The sequence below is a fragment of the Streptomyces sp. NPDC088554 genome (assembly GCF_044752945.1).
In the GTDB taxonomy this organism is placed as follows: Bacteria; Actinomycetota; Actinomycetes; order Streptomycetales; family Streptomycetaceae; genus Streptomyces.
Map to the genome: position 1 here is coordinate 289601 of NZ_JBIVMF010000001.1, position 24560 is coordinate 314160.

Below are 24560 nucleotides of genomic sequence, written 5' to 3' on the forward strand. Positions count from 1 at the left end.
GCCTGGGCAGCGCACGCGGGAATGCTCGGACGTCCTAGTAGCGGCGTGAACGCGGTCCGTCACATACAACCGGTGAAGGACGAGTATTCATGACCACGCCCACGATCGAGCTCAAGCCCTCCTCCAGCCCGCTGTCCGATGCGGAGCGCGAGGCGATCCTGGCCAACCCGGGCTTCGGCCGCCACTTCACCGACCACATGGTGACGATCCGGTGGACCGAGGGACGCGGCTGGCACGACGCGGAACTCGTTCCGTACGGACCGCTCTCGCTCGACCCGGCCAACATGACGCTGCACTACGCGCAGGAGATCTTCGAGGGCCTCAAGGCGTACCGCCGCCCCGACGGTACGGTCGCCACCTTCCGCCCCGAGGCCAACGCGGCCCGCTTCCAGCGCTCCGCCCACCGGATGGCCATGCCGGAGCTGCCCGTGGAGACCTTCATCGCCGCGTGCGACGCGCTGGTCCGGCAGGACCAGGCGTGGGTCCCGGCGCACGGCGGCGAGGAGTCCCTCTACCTGCGCCCGTTCATGATCGCGACCGAGGTCGGGCTCGGCGTCCGGCCGGCCAACGAGTACCTGTTCCTGGTCATCGCCTCGCCCGCCGGCGCCTACTTCCCCGGTGGCGTCGAGCCGGTCTCCGTCTGGCTCTCGGAGAACTACGTCCGCGCCGTCCCCGGCGGCATCGGGGACGCCAAGACCGGCGGCAACTACGCGGCCTCCCTGCTCGCCCAGGCCGAGGCGGCGGAGAAGGGCTGCGCGCAGGTGGCCTATCTGGACGCGGTCGAGCACCGCTGGGTGGAGGAACTGGGCGGGATGAACCTGTACTTCGTGTACGGCGACCGCATCGTCACCCCGGAACTCACCGGCTCCCTGCTGCCGGGCGTCACCCGTGACACGCTGCTGAAGCTCGCGCGCGACCTCGGCTACACCTCCGAGGAGGGCCGGATCTCCAAGGAGCAGTGGCGCCGCGACGCCGAGGACGGCACCCTCACCGAGGTCTTCGCCTGCGGTACGGCCGCGGTGATCACCCCGGTCGGCGTGGTCAAGTCGGAGGGCGGCGAGTGGACCCAGTCGGGCGGCGAGCCCGGCGAGGTCACGCTGAAGCTGCGCGAGGCGCTGCTGGGCATCCAGACGGGCGCCGCGGCCGACCCGCACGGCTGGATGCACGACCTGGTCTGACGCCGTGGTGGTACGGGGGTCCGTGTCCCGGACGCGACACGGACCCGGGGTGGTACGGGGCCCGCGTCCGGATCGCGACGCGGACCCCGTGCCCCGTACCCCGTGCCCCGTACCCCGTACCCCGTGCCCCATCGCTCCCGGCCGCGTGTCCGCTCCCTCCCGACCGCATGGTGAGACGGTTTCTGCGGGGTGGGCGATACGTGCAAAACTCGGCTCGTGCTCTCGTTCGCCATGATTATCGGCAGCAGGCGCGCCGGTCCGCAGTGACCGCCCCGTACCACCCGTACGGCGCGGCCACCGTGCCTCGGACCCGCGCGCAGACCTCTCGCACCCGCGAGGGGTTTTTTCGTTTTCCGGCCCCACCCCGCCGGAGAACGAGCCGCACGCGATGATGGGGCAAGTGGAGCCAGACCTTCCACTCGACAGGAGCAGAACCACCATGACCACAGAGTCCACAGGGCCCTCGGCGGACAAGGACAGCTTTCATGTCTTCGACACGACGCTGCGCGACGGTGCCCAGCGCGAAGGCATCAATCTGACGGTCACCGACAAGCTGGCCATCGCCCGGTACCTGGACGACTTCGGCGTGGGCTTCATCGAGGGGGGCTGGCCCGGCGCCAACCCGAGGGACACGGAGTTCTTCGCCCGCGCCCAGCAGGAGATCGACTTCAAGAACGCCCAACTGGTGGCCTTCGGCTCCACCCGCAGGCCCGGGGCCAAAGCCTCGGAGGACCCGCAGGTCAGGGCGCTGGTCGAGTCCGGCGCCCCGGTGGTCACGCTGGTCGCCAAGTCCCATGACCGCCATGTCGAGCTGGCGCTGCGCACCACCCTCGACGAGAACGTCGCGATGGTCCGTGACACCGTCTCGTACCTGCGCGAACAGGGCCGCCGCGTCTTCGTCGACTGCGAGCACTTCTTCGACGGCTACCGCGCCAACCCCGAGTACGCCAAGTCCGTCGTCCGGGCCGCCACCGACGCGGGCGCCGATGTCGTCATCCTCTGCGACACCAACGGCGGCATGCTGCCCGCGCAGATCCAGGCCGTCGTCGCCACCGTCCTCGCCGACACCGGCGCCCGGCTCGGCATCCACGCCCAGGACGACACCGGCTGCGCCGTCGCCAACACCCTCGCCGCCGTCGACGCGGGCGCCACCCATGTCCAGTGCACGGCCAACGGCTACGGCGAGCGGGTCGGCAACGCCAACCTCTTCCCGGTCGTCGCCGCCCTGGAGCTGAAGTACGACAAGCGGGTCCTGCCCGAGGGCGCGCTCGCCGAGATGACCCGGATCTCGCACGCCATCGCCGAGATCGTCAACCTCGCGCCCTCCACCCACCAGCCGTACGTCGGCGTCTCGGCCTTCGCGCACAAGGGCGGCCTGCACGCCTCCGCGATCAAGGTCGACCCCGACCTCTACCAGCACATCGACCCCGAGCAGGTCGGCAACACCATGCGGATGCTCGTCTCCGACATGGCCGGCCGCGCCTCCGTCGAGCTGAAGGGCAAGGAGCTGGGCATCGACCTCGGCGACGACCGCGAGCTGGTCGGCCGGGTCGTCGCCCGTGTTAAGGAGCGCGAGCTGAAGGGGTACACGTACGAGGCGGCCGACGCGTCCTTCGAGCTGATGCTCCGCGAGGAGGTCGAGGGCAGGCCCCGCAGCTACTTCCGTACGGAGTCCTGGCGCGCGATCGTCGAGGACCGCCCCGACGGTACGCACGCCAACGAGGCCACCGTGAAACTCTGGGCCAAGGGCGAGCGCATCGTCGCCACCGCCGAGGGAAACGGCCCGGTCAACGCGTTGGACAGGGCCATGCGCGTCGGCCTGGAGCGGATCTATCCGCAGCTGGCCAAGCTGGAGCTGGTGGACTACAAGGTCCGCATCCTCGAAGGCAGGCACGGTACGGAATCCACCACCCGGGTGCTGATCACCACCGGGGACGGCGCGGGCGAGTGGTCGACGGTCGGCGTCGCGGAGAACGTGATCGCGGCCTCCTGGCAGGCGCTGGAGGACGCGTACACGTACGGACTGCTGCGCGCCGGAGTCGTACCGGCCGTGTAGTCGTCGGTGCGTGACGCGGGCGGGCCGGATTTCCCGCGTACCGGCCCGCCCGGATGATGACGACCTCGGGTAGCTTCGAGATATGAGGCCGAGGCTGATTTTCACACTGTCCGGGCTGCTTCTCGCCTTCTCCTCCGCCGCCGGGGTCGCCGTCGCGGCGTCGGACGCGCAGGCGGCCACCGGTCCGGCGGCCGTGGGCGAGGCGCTGAGGAAGGGCCCCGTCTATGTGGACCCCCGGGCCGCGTCCCAGCTGCCGGCGGCCGACGCGAAGGCCCTGGCGAAGAAGATCACGGACGCGGACAAGCCCCTCTTCGTGGCCGTGCTGCCCAACGCGGCCGAGTTCCCGCCGGAGAGCGTACTGCGGACCGTACGGACCCGGACCGGAGTGACCGGGCTGTACGCGATCAGGCTCGGCGACGGGTTCAACGCGGGCGCCGACCGTACGGTCATGCCGCACAGGGCCGTCGCCAACCTCTCCGCCGCGGTCAAGGCGGGCGGCCCGGTCGACGCCGTGACCGAGCTGAACAACTTCGTGGACCAGGCGCTCCCGCAGATGCGCGGCAGCGCCCCGGCGTCCTGGGACAGCGGCTCGGGCGACAGTGGCACGGGCGGTGCGACGGCCGGGTTGATCGCCCTCGGCTCGGTCGCCGCCCTGGGCGGCGCGGGCGCCTACGCGGTGGTCCGCAGAAACCGCCGCAGGCGCGAGGAGCGGGACCGGGAGGCGCTGGAGAAGCTGCGGATCGTCGTCGACGAGGACATCACCGCCTTCGGCGAGGAACTGGACCGCCTCGACTTCCACCCCGCCGAGCCCGGCGCGGACGACGCGATGCGCGGTGAGTACGAGCACGCCCTCGACGCCTACGAGAAGGCGAAGTCCCTGATGGCCTCGGCCACCCGGCCCGCCGAGGTGAGCCCGGTGACCGAGGCGCTGGAGGACGGCCGGTTCTCGCTGGCGGTGCTGGAGGCGCGCAGAAAGGGCGCCCCGCTTCCGGAGCGCCGTTCGCCGTGCTTCTTCGACCCGCGCCACGGGCCCTCGACGGGCGACGCGGAGTGGTCCCCGTCCGGCGGGGTGCGGCGGACCGTACCGGTGTGCGCGGCCGACGCGGCCCGGCTGGCGGACGGCGAGGACCCGGCGGTCCGTACGGTGGCGACCGATCAGGGGCCCCGTCCGTACTACGACGCGGGACCGGCGTACGGCCCGTGGGCCGGCGGCTACTTCGGCGGCGGGCTGCTGCCGGCGCTGCTGGTGGGCACGGTGCTCGGCTCGATGATGGCGACCCCCGCGTACGCCTCGGACTTCGGCGGCGGTGACTACTCCGGCTTCGACGGCGGCGACTACTCGGGCGGCGACTTCGACCCGGGCGACTTCGGTGGCGGAGGCTTCGGCGGGGGAGGGGACTTCGGCGGTGGCGGAGGGTTCGACGGCGGGGGCGGTTTTTAAGGCGTCCGGGCTGCGGCCGCGGCTGAGGCCGTGGTTCTGGACCGGCCGGGCCGACCGCGCCCCCGCGCGGTCGTCGCTCCGGTCCCGTGGGGCTGGGGTCGGGCGGCTTCGGGAGCCTTCTCGACCGCTGAGATGTCGAAGGTCGGCCTGACCTTGTCGCTGACCATCACACCGCCGGTCTCCAGCGCCGCGTTCCAGGTCAGGCCCCAGTCGGAGCGCAGGATCGTCGCGCTGCCCTCGAAGCCGACACGCTCCATGCCGTACACGTCGGTGACGGAGCCGTGGAACTCCAGGTCGATCGTGAGCGGCTTGGTGACGTCCTTGATCGTGAGGTCACCGGTGATGCGGTACGTCTCCGGGGCGATCTGCTCGGCGCCGCTGGAGCGGAAGGTCATCCTCGGGATATCCCTCGAACGAGTGACCCTTCTCGCTGGATGACGCGCGTAGACGCCGGGCACGATTCCCCTCGCACCGCCTACCTGGCGCCTTACCGCCTACCGCTCTACCGCCTACCGGCACGGCTCAGATCTTCAGCGCTTCACCAGGGGAGGACCTCATGATCATCCGTTCCGTACTCGCCGTCTTCGCACTGCTCGTCGGCGCGCTCCTGGCGCCCGGCTTCGGTGTGCTCGCCACGGCCACCGACGCCTACGCGGTCACCAGGATCAGCCATGCCACCGCGACCTCGATGTTCACCTCGTCCGGCATCGCCTGGGCGTCCACCGGCGGCTGCTCCGACCGGAACAACGCCCGCTGTACGTCGTTCGACCAGCTCAACCTGGACACGGCCAAGGGGGCGCAGACCTTCAAGACCGCGACGAACTGCGCGCTCACCATCACCGGGGGCACCGAGACCGGGCACGCCACGAGCGAGTACTCCCACTGGAACGGCTACAAGCTCGACTACCGGACGACCAGCTGCGTCACCAACTACATCAAGGGCACCTTCGCCTATATCGGGGTGCGTGGCGACGGGGCCCCGCAGTGGAAGTCGGGCTCCGGCAACGTGTACGCGGACGAGGGCAACCACTGGGACGTGACGTACTACAACTGCGGCGGCTGCTGAGGCGCGCGTTGCGAAAGCCCCGCCCGCCGCGGCGGTCCCACCTGTCTCTCCGCTCACGCTGCCGCCACCCCGCCGTCTCCCCGCCGAAGGAGGTCACCGTGTCGCCACCGTCCGTGCCGTCCGCCTGGTCGCGCCGGGCCTTTCTGGCCGCCGCCGGGTCGGGTGCGCTGCCGCTCGCGCCGGGGGGCCGGGACGGCGGCGGCCGGTTCGAGGGGCTGCGGCGGCGCTGGGTCGACCTCCAGCTCGGTACGGGGTACGACCAGGGCGCCGCCCCCTTCGCCGCGCGGCTGGCCGAGGCCGGTGAGCTGGCCGCGCGCCACCAGGGGGCGATGGCCCCGGCGGGGCCGTACCTCTGGCCGGACCTGCCGCTCGACCCGCCCTCGGGGATCACCCGGAGCTACGCCAGGCTCTGGGCCATGACCCGGGCGTGGGCCCGGCCGGGCACCGGGCTCACCGGGGACGGGGCGCTCCTGGCCGATGTGGTCCAGGGGCTCGACCGGCTCGCCGAGGCGGTCTACCACCCGGCGACGACGCCCTACGGCAACTGGTGGGAGTGGCGGATCGGCAGCCCCCGGCTGCTCATGGACATCACCGCCGTCCTGTACGACCGCCTCACCCAGGACCGGCGGGCCGCCGCCCTCGCCGCCGTCGACCACTTCGTCCCCGACGCGCTCCTCACCGACTACTCCGGCGTCAGCACCGGGGCCAACCGTGTCGACCTCTGCCGCTCGGTCGCCGTGCGCGGGGTCCTCGGTGGGGATCCCGGGCGGATCGTCCTCGCCAGGGACGCGCTGTCGCCCGTCCTCCCGTACGTCACCGAGGGCGACGGGCTCTACGCGGACGGCTCGTTCGTCCAGCACACCTCCGTCGCCTACTCGGGGACGTACGGACAGGTCGTGCTGGACGGCCTCGGCAGGCTGTTCGCCCTGCTGGCCGGGTCGGAGTGGGCCGTCACCGACCCGGCGGGACAGCTCGTCCTCGACAGCGTGGAGCGGGCCTACGCCCCACTGGTCTTCAACGGTCTGATGATGGACAGCGTCAGTGGCCGGGCCGTCAGCCGGGGGTGGCTCGTCACCGACGATCCCGGGGTGACGCGCGGCGACCACTTCCACGGACAGGGGCTGATCGCGGCCGTCGCCCTGCTCGCCGGTGCCGCGTCCGCCGCCGAGCGCGAGCGCTGGACCGCGCTGGTCAAGGGCTGGATCGAGCGCGACACGGTCGCGCCCGTGCTCACCGCCCGGCAGTTCGATGTCGCGGATCTCGCCCGGCTGTACGCCCTCGTGGCCTCGGAGACCCCCGCCGCCCCCGAGCGGACCGGGCACACGCTCTTCGCCGCGATGGACCGGGCGGTCCACCGCAGGCCGGGCTGGGCCGCCAATATCGCGATGGCCTCCGACCGGATCGCGCACTACGAATGCGGGAACGGCGAGAATCCGCGCGGCTGGCACACCGGGGCCGGAATGCTCTACTGGTGGCGCGCCGACGGGGGGAACGACCAGTACACCGACTGGTTCTGGCCCACGGTCGACCCGTACCGGCTGCCGGGTACGACGGTCTCCACCCGGCCGCTCGCGGACCGGGCGGGTGGCGAGTGGGGGGAGCCCCGGCCGGCCGTGCGCTGGGTCGGCGGCGCGACCGACGGGGAGTTCGCGGCCGTCGGCCAGCACCTCAAGGGGCTCGGCTCCACGCTCGAAGCCCGTAAGTCCTGGTTCTGCGCAGACGACGCCGTCATCTGTCTGGGCGCCGGGATCGGCGCCACGGACGGGGTGCCGGTCGAGACGGTCGTCGACAACCGCAATCTGGGGGAGCCGGGCCGGGCCGGGGCGTACGCCTTCACGCTCGACGGAGGGCCGCGCCCCCGCTGGGCGCATCTGGAGGGGCACGGCGGCTGGGTCTTCCCCGGCGGCGCCCCGGTGCGCACCCTGCTCCAGGACCGCACCGGGGCCTGGGGCGACATCAACACCTCCGGCTCGCCCGAGCGCCGTACCCGCCGCTACCGCACCCTCTGGCTGGACCACGGCACCGACCCGGTGGCCGCTTCGTACGGCTATCTCCTGATGCCGGGCGCCTCCCGCCGCGCGCTCGTGGCCCGCGCCGCCGACCGGCGATGGCTGGAGATCCTCGCCAACACCGGGGACGTCCAGGCCGTGGCGGTCCGCCCGCTCGGCCTCCTGGCGGCGAACTTCTGGCGCTCCGGTACGGCGGGACCGCTCCGCGCGAGCGCGCCCGCGAGCGTGCTCGTGGTGGTCCGGGGGCGGACGGCGACGCTCTGCGTGAGCGAGCCCGTACGATCGGGGCGGGCGCTGGAGGTCCGCTGGGACCGGCGGGTGCGCGGGATCCTGGGGCGGGACCCGGCGGTCGAGGTGCTCGACGCGGGACGTACGGTACGGCTGAGAGTCGCTCCGGGGACAGCGGGCGCCACCCACCGGTGCGAGGTGGCCCTGTGAGGGCCGCCGGGTGGCCGATGCCGGTAAGTGTAGGGGGATTCCTACAAGTAGTAGGGGTTCCTCGCTGTTCACCGGCTCCGCAACGGCCCCACTACTGTCCAGCCCCACCAGGATTACGGCCGAGAGACTGTGCGGAGTCGACGGCGCGGTTCCTTGGCCGTGTTCGTAGGGTTGGGACATGACCGTAGTGGACGAGACGTCGAGCGGGCCCACCGACGCCAGGGGCCGTGTGGCCGAATTGCACGCTCTGCGTGAAGAGGCCCGCCGAGGACCCAGCGACCGTGCGACCGAGGCGCAGCGCGCCAAGGGCAAGCTGACCGCCCGGGAGCGCATCGAGCTGTTGCTCGACGCGGGGTCCTTCAAGGAGGTCGAGCAGCTGCGCAGGCACCGGGCGACCGGGTTCGGCCTGGAGACGAAGAAGCCGTACACGGACGGTGTGATCACCGGCTGGGGGACGGTCGAGGGCCGCACGGTCTTCGTGTACGCGCACGACTTCCGGATCTTCGGCGGCGCGCTGGGCGAGGCCCACGCCACCAAGATCCACAAGATCATGGACATGGCCATCTCGGCCGGTGCCCCGCTGGTCTCGCTGAACGACGGCGCGGGCGCCCGTATCCAGGAGGGCGTCTCCGCGCTCGCCGGATACGGCGGGATCTTCCAGCGCAACACCCGCGCCTCGGGGGTCATCCCCCAGATCAGCGTGATGCTCGGCCCGTGCGCCGGCGGCGCGGCCTACAGCCCCGCCCTCACCGACTTCGTCTTCATGGTCCGTGAGACCTCGCAGATGTTCATCACAGGACCCGATGTGGTGAAGGCCGTCACCGGCGAGGAGATCACCCAGAACGGTCTGGGCGGCGCCGACGTGCACGCGGAGACCTCGGGCGTCGCGCACTTCGCGTACGACGACGAGGAGACCTGCATCGCGGAGGTCCGCTACCTCCTGTCGATGCTCCCGCAGAACAACCGGGAGAACCCGCCCACGGTCCCCTCCGAGGACCCGGCGGACCGCCGCTCCGATGTACTGCTGGACCTGGTCCCGGCCGACGGCAACCGGCCGTACGACATGCGCAAGGTGATCGAGGAGCTGGTCGACGACCGCGACTTCCTGGAGATCCACGAGCGCTGGGCCCGCAACATCATCTGCGCCCTGGCCAGGATCGACGGCCAGGTCATCGGTGTCGTGGCCAACCAGCCGCAGTCGCTCGCCGGGGTCCTGGACATCGAGGCATCGGAAAAAGCGGCGCGCTTTGTCCAGATGTGCGACGCTTTCAATATCCCGATCGTCACTCTGCTGGATGTGCCCGGCTTCCTGCCGGGCGTCGACCAGGAGCACGGCGGGATCATCCGGCACGGCGCCAAGCTGCTGTACGCGTACTGCAACGCGACGGTGCCCCGGATCTCCCTGATCCTGCGGAAGGCGTACGGAGGCGCGTACATCGTCATGGACTCCCAGTCCATCGGGGCGGACCTCACCTACGCCTGGCCGACCAACGAGATCGCGGTGATGGGCGCCGAAGGTGCCGCCAATGTCATCTTCCGCAAGCAGATCGCCGAGGCCGAGGACTCCGAGGCCATGCGCGCCCGCATGGTCAAGGAGTACAAGGCCGAGCTGATGCATCCCTACTACGCGGCCGAGCGGGGGCTGGTCGATGACGTCATCGACCCGGCCGAGACGCGCGAGGTGCTCGCGAGCGCGCTCGCGATGCTCCGTACCAAGCACGCCGACCTGCCCTCCCGCAAGCACGGCAACCCGCCGCAGTGATCACGGGCCACTGACCGCCCGCCGAGAAGACGCCGAGAAGACGGAGACACGACCTTCATGAGCGATCCCACGAACGAATCCCTGCTGCGCGTCGAGAAGGGCCAGGCCGGCCCCGAGGAGCTGGCCGCCATCACGGCGATCCTGCTCGCCCGTGCCGCGTCCCAGCCGCAGGCCACGGCCCACCGCGGCCGCTCCACGGCCGGCTGGCGCCGACTGGAGCGCACCCCCGGCTTCCGCGCCCCGCACAGCTGGCAGGGCTGACCCTCCCCGGCACATCCGCACGGCACGTACGGATGGCACCTACGGACCACGTACGAAGGCCCCCGCGCTCCGAGAGCGCGGGGGCCTTTCGTATGGCGTTCACGGCTACCGCAGGCGGGCCATGAGGGCGTGTTCGACGAGGGTGATGAGTCCGCTTTTGGCGTCGGCGCGGTGGCGGGCGTCGGTGGTGATGATGGGGGTGTCGGGGCCGATCTGGAGTGCTTCGCGTACTTCGTCGGGGGTGTAGGGCTGGTGTCCGTCGAAGCCGTTGAGGGCGATGACGAAGGGGAGTCCTGAGTTTTCGAAGTAGTCGACGGCGGGGAAGCAGTCGGCGAGGCGGCGGGTGTCGACGAGGACGACGGCGCCGATGGCGCCGCGTACGAGGTCGTCCCACATGAACCAGAAGCGGTCCTGGCCGGGGGTGCCGAAGAGGTAGAGGATGAGGTCTTGGTCGAGGGTGATGCGTCCGAAGTCCATGGCCACGGTGGTGGTGGTCTTGTCTCCGGTGTGGGTGAGGTCGTCGATGCCGGCGGAGGCGCTGGTCATGACGGCTTCGGTACGCAGCGGGTTGATCTCCGAGACGGCGCCGACGAACGTGGTCTTGCCCACGCCGAAGCCGCCCGCCACCACGATCTTCGCGCTGGTGGTTGAGCGGGCTGCACCGCCGCTAGAGCTTGCGAAGTCCACTGAGCACCCTTTCGAGCAGTGTCACATCTGGCGTGCCGCCGGCCTCTTCGCCACCGGGCTGGTGGATGGCGACAAGGCCCGCCTCCGCCAGGTCGGCTACGAGGATCCGGGCCACGCCGAGGGGAATGGTCAGGAGCGCCGAAATCTCGGCGACCGATTTGATCTCAAAACACAGTCGGCAGATCCGCTGGTGCTCGGGCAACTGCCCTTGCAACTGGGACGGATCGGCCGTCGTACTGACCAGCGCCTCGATGGCGAGCTGGTATCGCGGCCTGGTTCGGCCGCCGGTCATGGCGTACGGGCGTACCAACGGATTGTGTGCGCCCTGGGACGGAGCGGCGGGCCGGGCACGCCGGGGCCGCTCCTGCTGGACTGGGGGCTGCCTCGGCTGGTCGTAGGCGGGCTGTGGCGGCTGGTAGGGCTGGTGCGGCGGAATCCGCCCACCGCCGTAGCCACCCGCAGCTCCTCCCTGACCTCCCTGGCCACCCTGACTGCTCGGCGTGGAGGGAAAGTTGAAGCGGTTCTGGGCGTCCTCGCGCGGGAAGCGCGGGCCGCCGTCATAGGGATGTCCGCCTGGGGGTGTAGCCACGTTTCCTCCTCCGACTGCCGGTCGCCGGGCCCGATCTTGGCGGACCTGTTGGATCTGTGCCACCGCACTTTAATAGTGCGGTGGCGGACGGCGCACTGTCTGTCAGTTGAGCAGACTTCCCTGGAGCTCGGCTCGCAGGTCCGGAGTGAGGACCGTACCGGCACGGTCGACCAGGAGCGCCATCTCGTAACCCACCAGGCCGATATCGGCCTCGGGGTGGGCCAGCACGGCCAGTGACGAACCGTCCGAGATGGACATGAGGAAGAGGAAACCGCGCTCCATCTCGACGACCGTCTGGTTCACGGCGCCGCCCTCGAAGATCCGGGACGCCCCCGCGGTCAGCGAGGTCAGCCCGGACGCCACGGCCGCGAGCTGATCGGCGCGGTCGCGCGGGAAACCTTCGGACATGGCCAGCAGGAGTCCGTCGGCGGAGACCACCACCGTGTGGGACACCCCGGGGGTGTTGTCCACAAAGTTGGTGATCAACCAGTTCAGATTCTGCGCCGCCTGGCTCATCGGGCTCACACTAACGCTCCTGGTTGTAGGTACTGCCCGAGCCGAAGCCCGGTCCGTTCGTGTCCGCTCCGGCGGTGCGGCCCCGCTCGACACCCCGTCGCAGGCTGCTCAACCTGCCACGGATGTCCTCCGGGGCGCGGGAGACCTGAGGGCCGCCCTGCGGGGTCTGCTCCGCCGCTCCCTCGACCAGATTGGCCTTGGGCACGCGACGGGGAAGACCGGAGGTGGTGACTCCGCCCGCCTTGGGCTCACGCAGCTTCTCGGCCCGCTGCCAGCGTTCGTCGTTCGTCGAACGCCAGTCCTCGGAACCGGCCGCCTCGCTCTGCCCGTTGCTGATGTCATTGTTCGTGGTACCGCTGCCGTCGTCGGCCCCGACGGACCGGGCGCCCTCGTCCTGGACGGTGCCCGGATCGCTCTGACCGCCGTCCTGACCGATGACGGGAGCAACGACCGGGTAGCCGTTGGTCTGTCCGTTCAACGGCGCTTGTACGGCGGCCTGTTCGGTCTGTACGACGTCCTGGCCGCTCTCCTGCCACGCTTGCGGTTGCTGGCTGCTGCCCCGGCGCGGCAGACCGGCTTCCGTCAGCGCGTGGCTTGCGCTCGGAGACGGGCCCGGACGGTCGAAGCCTACGCGTTCCCGAACGTTCTCGGGAGCGGTGTCCGCAGATTCCGGTTCGGCCCGCCGGTCGGGCTCGAAGCCGTTCTGATACGTAGCGTGATCGGTCCACTCGCCCTGGTGAGCAGGGGGGGTGAAGGCGTCCTTGTAGGTGTCCGCCGGAGGCTGCGTGGCCGGGTAGGGCGACTCCGTATAGGAATCGCTCAGATACGCCTGGGGCGCGGCCGGGTTCTCGTACCCGGTCGGCGTGAAATCGGCCCCGGCCGCGGGCTGCTGCGGCGCGTACCCCTGGTCGTACGCGGCCTCCTGCGGGGTGAACCCGTTCTGGGGCTCGTCCCGGTACTGGCCGTTGACCTGGTCCTGGAAGAGCGGCTGCCCGTCGCTCGGCGGGGTGTCCAGGGGGGCGCGCCGTTCGTCGGGGCGGGCCGTTCGCTCGATCGGGTTGAAGCTGTCGGCCGCGCGCTCGTCGTAACGGGAGTCGTCGAAGCCCAGTTCGGCGGCGGTCAGCATCGGAGCGGTCGGGAAGGCCTGCTCCTCGGGCTGCGGCTGCTGCTCCGGGATGATCGGGGAGACGGCCAGCTCCTCGGCCGGGGCGTCCGGAGTGCCGCCACCGCCGTGGGTGATGGCGGCCGGGAGCATGACCAGCGAGGTCGTGCCCGCCTGCTCGCCCGAGGGGCGCAGCTGTACGCGGACACCGTGCCGTTCGGCGAGTCGGCCGACCACGAAGAGGCCCATGCGCTGGGAGACGGCGGCGTCCACGGTCGGCGGGTTCGCCAGCTTGTGGTTGATGTCCGCGAAGTCCTCGGCGGTGAGGCCGATGCCCTTGTCGTGGATCTCGATCATCACCCGGCCGTCGGGCAGCCGGGTCGCGGTGACCCGGACCTTGGTCTGCGGCGAGGAGAAAGTGGTGGCGTTCTCCAGCAGCTCGGCGAGCAGGTGCACCAGGTCGGTGACGGACTGGCCGTGGATCTCGGTCTCGGGGACGCCGGTCAGCTCGATGCGCTCGTACGACTCGACCTCGGAGGAGGCCGCGCGGAGCACGTCGACCAGGGGCACCGGCTGGTTCCAGCGGCGGCCCGGCTCCTCGCCGGCGAGGACGAGGAGGTTCTCGCCGTTACGGCGCATACGGGTCGCGAGGTGGTCCAGCCGGAAGAGGTTCTCCAGCTGGTCCGGGTCGCCCTCGTTGTTCTCCAGGTCGGAGATCAGTGTGAGCTGGCCCTCGATCAGCGACTGGTTGCGCCGGGAGAGGTTGGTGAAGATCGCATTGACGTTTCCGCGGAGCATGGCCTGCTCGGCGGCGAGCCGGACGGCCTCGCGGTGGACCTGGTCGAAGGCGCGGGCGACCTCGCCGATCTCGTCGCGCGAGTCGATGGGGATGGGCTGGACCCGGGTGTCGACCCGGCCGGGCTCGGCGCGGGAGAGCTGGTCGACCAGCATCGGCAGCCGCTGTTCCGCTATGCCGAAGGCGGCCGTACGCAGCGACAGCATCGAGCGGCTGAGCTGGCGGGCCATGATGCCGGCCAGGACGAACGCGGCCATCAGCGCGATCACGACGATCGCGGCGTTGACGATCGCGGTGTTCCTGGCGTTGTCGGCGATCTGGGCGGCCTCGGCCACGGCCCGGTCGACGAGGTCGTTCTCGATCTCCGAGTACCCGTCGAACTTGGCGGTGGAGGCGGCCATCCAGGCCTCCGGGGTGACCCCCCGGTCCGCGAGCCGCTCGGGGGTGTCGCCGGTGGCGATGGCCGCGACCATGCCGTTGATGACCGAGCCGTCCTTGCTCGGCGGCGGGGTGAAGTCCTGGCCCGCGGCCATGGCCCGCTGCTGGGCGGCGGCGAGGAGCTTCTGGCCCTCGGCGGCCTTCTCCTGCATGATCTTCTGGAGCCTGGCGGTGTCCGCGTCCGTACCCCCGGAGGCGTACTCGCCGATGGCGATGTCCTCCAGATAGGCGTACGAGGAGAACGCGATCGTCTGCCCGGTCTTGACCTCGGCCTTCTGGCTCGGCCTGACGAGCAGGTGCATGCCGATGGAGCGCTGGAGGGACTCGGCGCCCTTGGCGAGCGCGATGGCGTAGACCGCGCGGCCGTAGCTGGTGATGTTGCCGGTGCCGAGCCCGAGTTCGTTGGAGAACTCCAGCAGGGTGTGCTCCAGTGGTACGTACGCCTCTTCGGTGGCCACCGGGCCGCCGTTGTCGCCGCTCTTGTCCGGTGTCTCGACACCCGCGGTGTACGCGCTCTTGCGGATGTCCGCGAGTCCGGGCTCCACGCTGCGGACCAGGCTGAGGCGGCGTTCGAGCCCCTGTTCGGCGGGCATCTGCGCGACCACCGCGTCGAACTTCTTCTTCGCCGCGTCCGTGGCCGCCCGGGTCTGGGTCACGACCGGCGCGTCCCGCTTGTTGGTCAGGAGCGCCTGAGCGGTGAGGTCACGCTCGTTGAGCAGTGCTTCGCTGTACTCCGCCGCCGCCCGTACGACGAGCGCGGTCTTCTCGGCGTCCTGGGCCTGCTGCCAGGTGTCGATGGACGCCTTCACCTGGAAGCCGCCCATGACGAGGCCGACCAGGACCGGTATCAGGAGGATGGCGTTCAGCCGGGTGGGCACCCGCCAGTTGCGGGGGGAGTAACGGCTCGAACTGCCCGAAGCGGGGGGAGGCGCGGTGGTGACCGCAGGCGGCGCCGCTGCACGCGGCGGCGGGGTGAAGTTCCCCCGCGCCTGTTGCTTCGCGGAGCTTGTCTTGCTTCGCCTCACTCGACCAACAACCTCTCGGCGTCGGCACCTACGTTGTGCCGCGATTTGTTACGGGGTCGTACTGACTCGGGGGTCGCTGAATTCCAGCACGAGGAACGGTCCCCATCCAAACAGCGGCATTCAGCCATTTCGAGCGGTACGGGCCTCGTGTAAAACGGGCATAAAGAGCGAGCCCCGCCAAAAGGCGAGGCTGATGTGAGCGCAGTGATACCGCGCGAGTGCGTCGGGTGTCCATAGCGCGGGAATTCTCTGTCGAAATGTTATGAACACGAAGGCGGGGCGTGTCGGACGACATAGCCCCCCTTCGAGGTTCTGTACGACAACTGCCGTAGGCGTCCGTCTACTTGAGGCGGGCCATGAGGGCGTGTTCGACGAGGGTGATGAGTCCGCTTTTGGCGTCGGCGCGGTGGCGGGCGTCGGTGGTGATGATGGGGGTGTCGGGGCCGATCTGGAGTGCTTCGCGTACTTCGTCGGGGGTGTAGGGCTGGTGTCCGTCGAAGCCGTTGAGGGCGATGACGAAGGGGAGTCCTGAGTTTTCGAAGTAGTCGACGGCGGGGAAGCAGTCGGCGAGGCGGCGGGTGTCGACGAGGACGACGGCGCCGATGGCGCCGCGTACGAGGTCGTCCCACATGAACCAGAAGCGGTCCTGGCCGGGGGTGCCGAAGAGGTAGAGGATGAGGTCTTGGTCGAGGGTGATGCGTCCGAAGTCCATGGCCACGGTGGTGGTGGTCTTGTCTCCGGTGTGGGTGAGGTCGTCGATGCCGGCGGAGGCGCTGGTCATGACGGCTTCGGTACGCAGCGGGTTGATCTCCGAGACGGCGCCGACGAACGTGGTCTTGCCCACGCCGAAGCCGCCCGCCACCACGATCTTCGCGCTGGTGGTCGATCGGGCCGCACCGCCGCTAGAGCTTGCGAAGTCCACTGAGCACCCTTTCGAGCAGTGTCACATCCGGCGTGCCGCCGGCCTCTCCATTGCCGGGCTGGTGGATGGCCACCATGCCGGCTTCCGCCAGGTCCGCCACCAGGATGCGCGCGACCCCCAGCGGCATCGTGAGCAGCGCGGACACCTCCGCGACGGACTTGACCTCACGGCACAGGTGGCAGATCCGCTGGTGCTCGGGGAGCAGGGTGGCGAGATGCGCCGGGTCCGCTGTCGTGCTGACCAGCGCCTCGATGGCGAGCTGGTACCGCGGCCGGGTCCGGCCGCCGGTCATGGCGTACGGACGTACCAGCGGTTGATCGCCCTCGGACCCGTAGGACGCGTCCATCGAGGCGCCGTACGGATCGTGCGAGGCGGGTGGCGGGGTCATGAATCCTCCGGGCGTGACAGCAGGATGTCTGCGTGCCGTCTGACTCTGCCGGTGGGGGACGGCTTGGATGGCCTGACGGGTGTGGGAGCTGGGGACGGTTCCGAGGAGCCTCAGTGCAACAGGCTTCCCTGGAGTTCGGCGCGCAGATCAGGGGTGAGGACCGTACCGGCGCGGTCGACCAGGAGGGCCATCTCGTAACCCACCAGACCGATGTCGCACTCCGGGTGGGCGAGTACGGCCAGGGAGGAACCGTCGGAGACGGACATCAGGAAGAGGAAACCGCGCTCCATCTCCACCACGGTCTGGTTGACCGGCCCGCCTTCGAAGATCCGGGACGCCCCCGCGGTCAGCGAGGTCAGCCCGGACGCCACGGCCGCGAGCTGATCGGCGCGGTCGCGGGGGAAGCCCTCGGACATGGCCAGCAGAAGTCCGTCCGCGGAGACCACGACCGTGTGGGACACCCCGGGGGTGTTGTCCACGAAGTTGGTGATCAACCAGTTCAGATTCTGCGCAGCCTGACTCATCGGACTCAACTAACGCTCCTGCTGGTGAGAGGTGCCGAGGTCGAATCCATTGCCCGCCGGGCCGGTATTGCCCGCCTGACGGCCTTGCTGGATACCCCGACGGAGATTGGTCAGCCGACCGCGTACGTCAGCGGGTGCACGTGAGACCTGCGGACCGGCCTGGGTGTTCTGTTCCTGCGCGGTTCCCGGCACCAGGTTGGCACGCGGTACCCGGCGGGGCAGACCGGAGGTGGTGAGGCCGCCGGCCTGGGGCTTCTTGACCCGCTCGGCCTGGCGCCCCGGATCGTCGTTGGGCGTCGCGCGCCAGGAGGAAGTGGCGCTCACGCCATGGGTGTTCGAGCCGCTGGAACCCGAGCCGGTGCCGGATCCGAGGGAGCCGAACCCGCCCGTGCCGGAGTCGATCGTCCCGAACCCGTCCGCGCCGGTGCCGGTGATGCCGGAGTCGACTGTCCCGAAACCATTGGTGCCGGTGCCGGTGCCGGTGCCGTTCGTACTGCTGGTGGAGTCGTTGGCGCCGGTGGTCCCGGCGTCGTTCTCGGCGCTCGCGCCGTTCGTGCCGCCGAGGGAGCCGGTGGCCGCGTCGCGGCGGGGCAGCCGGCCCGTCAGCGGGTCGTGCGGTTCCGGGGCGGGTGTACGGGCCGGCTCCGCCGACTGCGTATCCGTACCGTCGCTCTCCCCGCCCTGCTGCGCACCGTGGAACCAGTTGGTCTCCAGGTTGTCGTACAGCGGGGTGCGGCCGTCGCCGGGACCGGCCGGGGGCAGCGCCTCCGGGATCGGCTGCGGCGGCAGGCTCGGCGGGCGGTAGCCGCCCTCGGAGCCGGGGACCGGGGCGGGGGCCGGGGGACGCGGGGCGTTGAAGTCGGCGGTCGGGCGGACGTCGGAGCGCTCGCTCTGCCCCGGGCTCTGCCGGCCGTTGTAGTCCGTGCTGTACGGCGCGGGCGCGTTGAAGTCGGGCCGGGGGAACTGGGCCGTGGCCGCGGCGTCCTGGGACCCGTTGGAGGTCGGGGCGCCGAAGTCGGGGAGCGTGAACTCCGAGGTGGCGCCGGGATCCTGCGGCTCGTTCCGGGCCCGGGCGAACCGGCCGGCGGTCTCGGGGTCCTCGTGGCCGCGCGGGGCGTCCAGCGAGCGGCGCGACGGGAGGGGCGGCACCGACGGCTGGTCGGTGCCCCAGCTGGTGTTCTGCGGGCGGGGCGGCTGCGGGGTGCCGCCGGGCAGCTCGGCGCGCGGACCGCCGGGGGGCGGGAGCTGCCGGCCGCGGTCGGGGGCGCCGCCCTGCTGGAAGGCGTTCTGGGCGCGGCCGCTGAAGCCGTTCCGGCCGCCCTGGGGGTTCGACGGGGCGGCGCGGTGCTGGCCGTTTCCGGGGGCGCCGCTGTCCTGGCCCTGCCCGGACTGGCCGCGGTCCGGGGTGCCGAAGGCGTTCTGGGCGAAGACGTTGGGCTGTCCCTGGGGGCCGTTCTTCGACGGGCCGCCCTGCGATCCGCCCGAGGCGCCGCCGTCCCGGGCCGGGAGCGCGGCACGCGGCCCCGCACCGGCGCCGACCTGGCCGCGCGGCGCACCGGCGCCGAGCAGCCCGGGGGCGGGCGCGCCGCCGGGACCCGCGCCCGGACCGGTGCGGCCGGGGGCGGCACCGGGGCCGCCGGTCAGCTGGCCGCCGGGGCCGCCGGGCGGCTGACCGGGGCCGGGCTGGCCGGGCCTGGGGGCCGGGGCCTTCTTGCCGCCCTGGGCGACGTCGACCGGCAGCATGACCAGCGCGGTCGTACCGCCCGAGTCGGAGGGGCGCAGCTGGATCCGGATGCCGTGGCGCAGGGACAGTCGGCCGACCACGAACAGACCCATGCGGCGGGAGACGGAGACATCCACGGTGGGCGGCGAGGCGAGCCGCTCGTTGATGGCCGCGAGGTCCTCGGGAGAGAGACCGATACCGGTGTCGTGGATCTCGACGAGCACCCGGCCGTCGGGCAGCGCGTGACCGGTGACCCGGACCTTCGTCTGCGGCGAGGAGAACGAGGTGGCGTTCTCCAGCAGCTCGGCGAGGAGGTGCACGAGGTCGTTGACGACGCGCCCGGCGACCTCGGTCGCGGGGACCGAGGCCAGCTCGATGCGCTCGTACTGCTCCACCTCGGAGGCGGCGGCCCGGAGCACGTCGACCAGCGGGACGGGCCGGGTCCAGCGGCGGCCCGGCTCCTCGCCCGCGAGGACGAGGAGGTTCTCGCCGTTACGGCGCATACGGGTCGCGAGGTGGTCGAGCTTGAAGAGGGAGGACAGCTGGTCCGGGTCGGCCTCGCGCGACTCCAGTTCGGAGATCAGCGAGAGCTGGCGCTGGATGAGGCCCTGGCTGCGGCGCGAGAGGTTGGTGAACATCGCGTTGACGTTGCCCCGCAGGAGGGCCTGCTCGGCGGCGAGCCGGACGGCCTCGCGGTGTACGTCGTCGAAGGCCGCGGCGACCTTTCCGATCTCGTCCTTGGAGTGCACACCGACCGACTCGACGGAGGTGTCGACATCCTGCGGGTCCGAGTCGGAGAGCTGCTTGACCAGCTCGGGCAGCCGGTCCTGGGCGACGCGGGTCGCCGTGTCCTGGAGCCGGCGCAGCGAGCGGATCATGGAGCGGGCCACCACGAAGGCGCCGACCAGCGAGACACCGAGCACCAGCAGGATCAGCGCGGCGTTGTAGAGGGCGTCGCGCTGGGACTGGTCGCGCAGCTCGCGGGCCTTGCCGTCCATCTCGCCCAGCAGCGTGGCCTCGATGGTCTTCATCGCGTTGATCCGGGTGGTCGCCTGGTCGGTCCAGTCCAGGTACGACATCCGGGGCTGCGAGGCGAGCCCGCCGGGGCGGGCGAGCACCCGGTCCGCGTACTTCTCGGACGCCTGGATGTCCGGGTTCCCCTGGCCGTTGAGCGGGGCCATCAGCTCTTCGGCGTCGCCGCCCATGGACTCGTACAGCGCGCTGAAGGAGGTGAGTGCGCCGCGTTCCTTGTTGGCCGCGGCCAGACCGTACAGCCGGTCGTTCTCCTTGAGCGAGCCCGGTTCGGTCGGGGTGGCGGGCAGCGCGGCGGCGATGATCGCCCGCTGGATGGAGGCGTACTCCTTGGCGGACGAGAACGCGGCCAGCGCGCGGGTCCGCTTGATCATCTCGGGGTTGTTGGTCGCCTGCGCCATGTCCTGCGAGAGCGTCAGCAGCGAGGTGATCAGGTTGCTGTACGCGTCGACCGTCAGGGAGTCCGAACCGGCGTCCTTGACGTAGGCGTCCTTGCGGATGTCGTTGATCTTGTTGACCTGGGTGGCGATCTGGTTGACATTGGAGCGGATGCTCTCCAGTGCCTGGTCGCCGTCGGTGTTGCCGATGTCCACCGTGGCGTCGAGGAACGCCTTCTTGGCCCGGTCGGTCTTGAGCCGACGGTCCGCGATCTTGAAATCCTTGGGGCTGGCGCCGTGGAGCAGGGGGCCGGCCGACTCGTCGCGCTCCGACTGGAGCTGGGCGGCGAGGTTGGTCGCTTCCTTGGTCATCTTGGTGAGCAGCTGCATGTGCTCCAGCTGCTGCATGTCGTTGAGCGACTCGTTGATGCGCAGGCCGCCCAGCGTGGTGGCCGCGACCACCGGAAGGGTGAGGAGCGCCACCAGACGCGTACTGATGCGCCAGTTGCGCAGGGCCATCCGGGAGCCCGGATCGTTGGGGTTCTTGACGCTCACCGCGGGCTGCGGAGTGGCCGCGCCGCCGGACGCCGTCCCGGGGTAGCCGCCACGGCCGCCGCCCTCGCCCGGGGGCACCTGACCCTGGCTCTGGGTGTGCTGGGGCGAGGAGCCGCGGTCTGTTCCGCCGCGGGGCTCCTGCTCCGCCGCAGCGCTGCTATCCCTCTTGAAACGTCCCTGCACTAGCGTCGCAACCTCTGGACCAGGCGTCCCTCCGCGCAGCGGCGGGACGGTGTCGGCGTCGTGGGGCGCAGAACGCTCCCCATGGTGGTCGTGAGTGACCGGCGCTTGTTCCCCTTCCCCATCACCGCCGCGTCGGCGCCGCGTTGCGCCTCGCGCGCCGGACGTCTGAAACCCGCGGCGGTGGGGGGAATTCCAGCACAGAGCGGGATCTCCAACAAGGGCGGCAGGCGGGCGCGCGAACGGATGACACCGTGTGAGCGGAGAGTCACGAGCGGTAGAAACCGTTCGCGGAGGAAACGGACTTATCTTCACGAGCTGCTTAGGGGTGGGGGGTGTCCCAGTCCTGATGATCAGCAGCGGAATGCCACATTCAGTGAGGCATTGTCCGTTTCCGCAATCCCCAACTACTGTCCGCAATGCGGCAAATGCCCGCTGATTCGTGAGCAAACTCACACGGCGATCGCCGCTCGAACCAGGCTCCGCCGGGGAATTGGATGTTTAGCCTGACGCTTTACAGGGATGGCATATCCGACAAGTGGCGCCCCGGCGCCCCTACTCCGACAGGGTCAGATACCGCAGATGAAGACGACGATGACGCTCCGCAGCACCGCCAACCCCCGCCGCACGACGCTGGCCCATCTGGAGGACGCCGTGGACCTGGTCCCCGTGGAGAGGCCCGAACACTCCGTCACTCTGCCGAACCGCACCGCCAATCCCCGTCGTACGACCCTGATGGTCGCCCCGGTCGAGAAGTAGTGATCTTCCGCCGCACTTGGTGATCCTCGACCGCGAAGCGGTGATCTTCAAGTACCGCGGAGGGACGACCTTCAAGTAACCGGTGATCTTCACGAGCAGTCGGTACAAGTAGTTGGTGATCTTCAAGTGATCGCACAGTAATACGCGTCCGGCGGGCCACGCGTTCACGCGTCGTTCCACCGCGAGGCGCCCTTCTCCACGCGCGTTAGCCTGGAGCGTCATTCTCCGGACCCGCGAGCAAGTGAGGGGCGACAGCATCCCGTGCGCATCGCCAGATTCTCCATCGACGGCAATGTCGCCTTCGGCGCGGTCGAGGGCGAAGGCAGCGGCGACCCCGCCGGCCTCGTCCTCGACATCATCAAGGGCATTCCGTACGCAGATTTCGAGCTCTCCGGTACGAAGGTCCCGCTGAGCAAGGTCCGGCTCCTGCCGCCCGTACTCCCCAACAAGGTCGTGGGCTACGCCCGCAACTACCGGGACCACGCGGCGGAGCTGGGCAACGAGGTCCCGCCCGTACCGTTCGCCTTCCTCAAGCCCACCACCTCGGTGATCGGCTCGGGCGACGCGATCGAGTACCCGGTGTTCTCGAACGACGTCAGCTACGAGGCCGAGCTGGCCGTCGTCATCGGCCGGATGTGCCGCGAGGTGCCGCGCGAGCGCGTCAAGGACGTCATCTTCGGCTACACCTGCGCCAATGACATCACCGCGCGCGACACCCAGAAGACCGAGAAGCAGTGGGCCCGCGCCAAGGGCTTCGACACCTCGTGCCCGCTGGGCCCCTGGGTGGAGACCGAGCTGGACCCCTCCGACCTCACGATCCAGTGCACGGTCAACGGCGAACAGCGGCAGCTGGGCCGTACGAGCGAGATGATCACCTCCATCGAGGATCTGATCGTCAACATCACCGAGGCCATGACGCTCCTCCCGGGCGACGTCATCCTCACGGGCACCCCCGCGGGGGTCGGCCCCCTCCACGTCGGCGACGAGATCGCCGTCACCATCGAAGGCATCGGCACTCTCACCAACAGGGTGATCAAGCGTGGCTAGCACATCCCAGGACCCCTCCGTCCGCGTACGGTTCTGTCCCTCCCCGACCGGCAACCCCCATGTGGGTCTGGTCCGTACCGCCCTCTTCAACTGGGCCTTCGCCCGCCACCACGGCGGCACCATGGTCTTCCGTATCGAGGACACCGACGCGGCGCGCGACTCCGAGGAGTCGTACGACCAGCTGCTCGACTCGCTGCGCTGGCTCGGGCTCGACTGGGACGAGGGCCCCGAGATCGGCGGCCCGCACGCCCCGTACCGCCAGTCGCAGCGGATGGACCTCTACCGCGACACCGCCGAGAAGCTGCTCGCGGCCGGTCACGCGTACCACTGCTACTGCACGACGGAGGAACTGGACGCCCGCCGCGACGCCGCGCGCGCCGCCGGCCGCCCGTCCGGGTACGACGGCCACTGCCGCGACCTCACCGCCGAGCAGACGGCCGCGTACGAGGCGGAGGGCCGCACCTCCATCGTCCGCTTCCGGATGCCCGACGAGCCGATCACCTTCACGGACCTGGTCCGCGGCGAGCTGACCTTCACCCCGGAGAACGTCCCGGACTACGGCATCGTCCGCGCCAACGGCGCCCCGCTGTACACGCTCGTCAACCCGGTCGACGACGCGCTGATGGAGATCACCCACGTCCTGCGCGGCGAGGACCTGCTCTCCTCCACCCCGCGCCAGGTCGCGCTCTACAAGGCGCTGATCGAGCTGGGCATCGCCAAGACGGTCCCGGCGTTCGGGCACCTCCCGTACGTCATGGGCGAGGGCAACAAGAAGCTCTCCAAGCGCGACCCGCAGGCGTCCCTCAACCTCTACCGCGAGCGCGGCTTCCTGCCCGAGGGGCTGCTCAACTACCTCTCGCTGCTGGGCTGGTCGCTCTCCGCCGACCGCGACATCTTCTCGCTGGACGAGATGGTCGCCGCGTTCGACATCGCGGACGTCAACGCCAACCCGGCCCGCTTCGACCTCAAGAAGGCCGAGGCGATCAACGCCGACCACATCCGGCTGCTGGACCCGAAGACCTTCGCCGCGGCCTGCGCCCCCTGGCTCCGGGCCCCGCACGCCCCCTGGGCCCCGGAGTCCTTCGACGCCGCCGCCTTCGAGGCGCTGGCGCCGCTGGCCCAGACCCGGGTGACGGTCCTCTCGGACATCACCGCCAACGTCGACTTCCTCTTCCTCGACGAGCCGGTCGAGGACGAGGCGTCCTGGACGAAGGCGATGAAGCCCGGCGCGGACGCCCTCCTGACCACCGCCCGCGCGAAGCTCGCGGACGCGGAGTGGAACGCCGAGTCCCTCAAGAACGCGGTACTCGCCGCGGGCGAGGAGCACGGCCTCAAACTCGGCAAGGCCCAGGCCCCGGTCCGCGTGGCCACCACCGGCCGCACGGTCGGCCTCCCGCTCTTCGAGTCCCTGGAACTCCTCGGCCGCGACCGCACCCTCACCCGCATCGACGCGGCCCTGGCGAGGCTGACGGCGTAACGCGGGGACCGTTACCGGTACGTACCGGTACGTACGGAGGGCGCAGGAGGGCCGTCACGGCCTCCTGCGCCCTCCGTCGCTACGTGGCGACGATATTGACGACGTTGATGACCACGTGCCGGTCGGAGACGATATGCAAATGCATTCTTCGGGATGTGGCCGATACGACGATAAAGATCACCGAAGAGGGCGCGAGATCGACTCCGGCAGCT

18 protein-coding genes and 1 pseudogene are annotated in these 24560 nt (G+C 70.6%); 10 read left to right on the top strand and 9 right to left on the bottom strand.

Features of this window, described 5'->3' with window-relative positions; genetic code table 11:
- The first annotated feature begins 89 nt into the window (after positions 1 to 89).
- The 3 genes from ACIP8W_RS01120 (at position 90) to ACIP8W_RS01130 (ending at position 4675) form a co-directional block, all read left to right on the top strand.
- Complete coding sequence (locus ACIP8W_RS01120; RefSeq protein WP_401953904.1) at positions 90 to 1178, top strand: branched-chain amino acid aminotransferase; 1089 nt, start codon at positions 90 to 92, stop codon at positions 1176 to 1178.
- Between the two features lie 439 nt (positions 1179 to 1617).
- Positions 1618 to 3234 carry a citramalate synthase gene (gene cimA, locus ACIP8W_RS01125; protein WP_401953902.1) on the top strand — a complete coding sequence of 539 codons (1617 nt, stop codon included), beginning with the start codon at positions 1618 to 1620 and terminating at the stop codon, positions 3232 to 3234.
- Positions 3235 to 3316: 82 nt separating this feature from the next.
- Entirely contained in the window at positions 3317 to 4675 is a 1359-nt protein-coding gene (locus ACIP8W_RS01130; protein WP_401953900.1) for a hypothetical protein, read from the top strand.
- A 104-nt stretch (positions 4676 to 4779) separates the two neighbouring features.
- Here the strand turns inward: ACIP8W_RS01130 and ACIP8W_RS01135 are convergent.
- Positions 4780 to 5076, bottom strand: a pseudogene (locus ACIP8W_RS01135) (YceI family protein); the annotation flags it as partial.
- A gap of 155 nt (positions 5077 to 5231) precedes the next feature.
- Between ACIP8W_RS01135 and ACIP8W_RS01140 the strand changes: the two are divergent.
- The 4 genes from ACIP8W_RS01140 (at position 5232) to ACIP8W_RS01155 (ending at position 10211) form a co-directional block, all read left to right on the top strand.
- Positions 5232 to 5741 (top strand): hypothetical protein, encoded by a 510-nt coding sequence (locus ACIP8W_RS01140; RefSeq protein ID WP_401953897.1) that lies wholly within the window; start codon positions 5232 to 5234, stop codon positions 5739 to 5741.
- Between the two features lie 98 nt (positions 5742 to 5839).
- A complete protein-coding gene (locus ACIP8W_RS01145; protein ID WP_401953895.1) occupies positions 5840 to 8188 on the top strand; it encodes a polysaccharide lyase 8 family protein in 2349 nt (782 codons plus the stop codon).
- A 178-nt stretch (positions 8189 to 8366) separates the two neighbouring features.
- Positions 8367 to 9950, top strand: a complete 1584-nt coding sequence (locus ACIP8W_RS01150; RefSeq protein WP_401953892.1) for an acyl-CoA carboxylase subunit beta — start codon at positions 8367 to 8369, stop codon at positions 9948 to 9950.
- Positions 9951 to 10007: 57 nt separating this feature from the next.
- On the top strand, positions 10008 to 10211 hold the full coding sequence (locus ACIP8W_RS01155) for an acyl-CoA carboxylase subunit epsilon (RefSeq protein ID WP_401953889.1): 204 nt from the start codon (positions 10008 to 10010) through the stop codon (positions 10209 to 10211).
- Positions 10212 to 10316: 105 nt separating this feature from the next.
- Here the strand turns inward: ACIP8W_RS01155 and ACIP8W_RS01160 are convergent, their stop codons facing one another.
- The 8 genes from ACIP8W_RS01160 to ACIP8W_RS01195 form a co-directional block, all read right to left on the bottom strand.
- A complete protein-coding gene (locus ACIP8W_RS01160; RefSeq protein WP_031229389.1) occupies positions 10317 to 10898 on the bottom strand; it encodes an ATP/GTP-binding protein in 582 nt (193 codons plus the stop codon).
- Complete coding sequence (locus ACIP8W_RS01165) at positions 10879 to 11487, bottom strand: DUF742 domain-containing protein (protein ID WP_401953886.1); 609 nt, start codon at positions 11485 to 11487, stop codon at positions 10879 to 10881. The genes ACIP8W_RS01160 and ACIP8W_RS01165 overlap by 20 nt, the downstream gene beginning before the upstream one ends.
- Positions 11488 to 11589: 102 nt before the next feature.
- Positions 11590 to 12003, bottom strand: a complete 414-nt coding sequence (locus ACIP8W_RS01170) for a roadblock/LC7 domain-containing protein (RefSeq protein ID WP_010984131.1) — start codon at positions 12001 to 12003, stop codon at positions 11590 to 11592.
- 10 nt (positions 12004 to 12013) lie between these two features.
- Positions 12014 to 15364, bottom strand: coding sequence for a nitrate- and nitrite sensing domain-containing protein (locus ACIP8W_RS01175; RefSeq protein WP_402201549.1), 3351 nt, complete (start codon positions 15362 to 15364; stop codon positions 12014 to 12016).
- Between the two features lie 340 nt (positions 15365 to 15704).
- Entirely contained in the window at positions 15705 to 16286 is a 582-nt protein-coding gene (locus tag ACIP8W_RS01180; protein ID WP_189282429.1) for an ATP/GTP-binding protein, read from the bottom strand.
- On the bottom strand, positions 16267 to 16674 hold the full coding sequence (locus ACIP8W_RS01185; protein ID WP_114621845.1) for a DUF742 domain-containing protein: 408 nt from the start codon (positions 16672 to 16674) through the stop codon (positions 16267 to 16269). The genes ACIP8W_RS01180 and ACIP8W_RS01185 overlap by 20 nt, the downstream gene beginning before the upstream one ends.
- A 110-nt stretch (positions 16675 to 16784) precedes the next feature.
- A complete protein-coding gene (locus ACIP8W_RS01190; RefSeq protein ID WP_030351794.1) occupies positions 16785 to 17198 on the bottom strand; it encodes a roadblock/LC7 domain-containing protein in 414 nt (137 codons plus the stop codon).
- A 9-nt stretch (positions 17199 to 17207) separates the two neighbouring features.
- The gene (locus ACIP8W_RS01195) at positions 17208 to 21068 is read right to left on the bottom strand and encodes a nitrate- and nitrite sensing domain-containing protein (protein ID WP_402201551.1); all 3861 of its coding nucleotides are present in this window, start codon (positions 21066 to 21068) and stop codon (positions 17208 to 17210) included.
- 579 nt (positions 21069 to 21647) lie between these two features.
- On the opposite strand from ACIP8W_RS01195, the gene ACIP8W_RS01200 reads away from it, so the two are divergent.
- The 3 genes from ACIP8W_RS01200 (at position 21648) to gltX (ending at position 24348) form a co-directional block, all read left to right on the top strand.
- On the top strand, positions 21648 to 21824 hold the full coding sequence (locus tag ACIP8W_RS01200; RefSeq protein WP_402201553.1) for a hypothetical protein: 177 nt from the start codon (positions 21648 to 21650) through the stop codon (positions 21822 to 21824).
- A gap of 261 nt (positions 21825 to 22085) precedes the next feature.
- Positions 22086 to 22871, top strand: coding sequence for a fumarylacetoacetate hydrolase family protein (locus ACIP8W_RS01205; protein WP_401953874.1), 786 nt, complete (start codon positions 22086 to 22088; stop codon positions 22869 to 22871).
- Complete coding sequence (gene gltX, locus ACIP8W_RS01210; RefSeq protein WP_401953871.1) at positions 22864 to 24348, top strand: glutamate--tRNA ligase; 1485 nt, start codon at positions 22864 to 22866, stop codon at positions 24346 to 24348. Before ACIP8W_RS01205 ends, gltX begins: the two co-directional genes overlap by 8 nt.
- Positions 24349 to 24560: the final 212 nt, after the last annotated feature.

What these genes read in the sequence shown, in the direction of transcription:
- ACIP8W_RS01120 (WP_401953904.1), top strand. Translation starts at nt 90, where the DNA reads ATGACCACGCCCACGATCGAGCTCAAGCCCTCCTCCAGCCCGCTGTCC.
- cimA (WP_401953902.1), top strand. Translation starts at nt 1,618, where the DNA reads ATGACCACAGAGTCCACAGGGCCCTCGGCGGACAAGGACAGCTTTCAT.
- ACIP8W_RS01130 (WP_401953900.1), top strand. Translation starts at nt 3,317, where the DNA reads ATGAGGCCGAGGCTGATTTTCACACTGTCCGGGCTGCTTCTCGCCTTC.
- ACIP8W_RS01140 (WP_401953897.1), top strand. Translation starts at nt 5,232, where the DNA reads ATGATCATCCGTTCCGTACTCGCCGTCTTCGCACTGCTCGTCGGCGCG.
- ACIP8W_RS01150 (WP_401953892.1), top strand. Translation starts at nt 8,367, where the DNA reads ATGACCGTAGTGGACGAGACGTCGAGCGGGCCCACCGACGCCAGGGGC.
- ACIP8W_RS01155 (WP_401953889.1), top strand. Translation starts at nt 10,008, where the DNA reads ATGAGCGATCCCACGAACGAATCCCTGCTGCGCGTCGAGAAGGGCCAG.
- ACIP8W_RS01170 (WP_010984131.1), bottom strand. Translation starts at nt 12,003, where the DNA reads ATGAGCCAGGCGGCGCAGAATCTGAACTGGTTGATCACCAACTTTGTG.
- ACIP8W_RS01185 (WP_114621845.1), bottom strand. Translation starts at nt 16,674, where the DNA reads ATGACCCCGCCACCCGCCTCGCACGATCCGTACGGCGCCTCGATGGAC.
- ACIP8W_RS01190 (WP_030351794.1), bottom strand. Translation starts at nt 17,198, where the DNA reads ATGAGTCAGGCTGCGCAGAATCTGAACTGGTTGATCACCAACTTCGTG.
- ACIP8W_RS01200 (WP_402201553.1), top strand. Translation starts at nt 21,648, where the DNA reads ATGAAGACGACGATGACGCTCCGCAGCACCGCCAACCCCCGCCGCACG.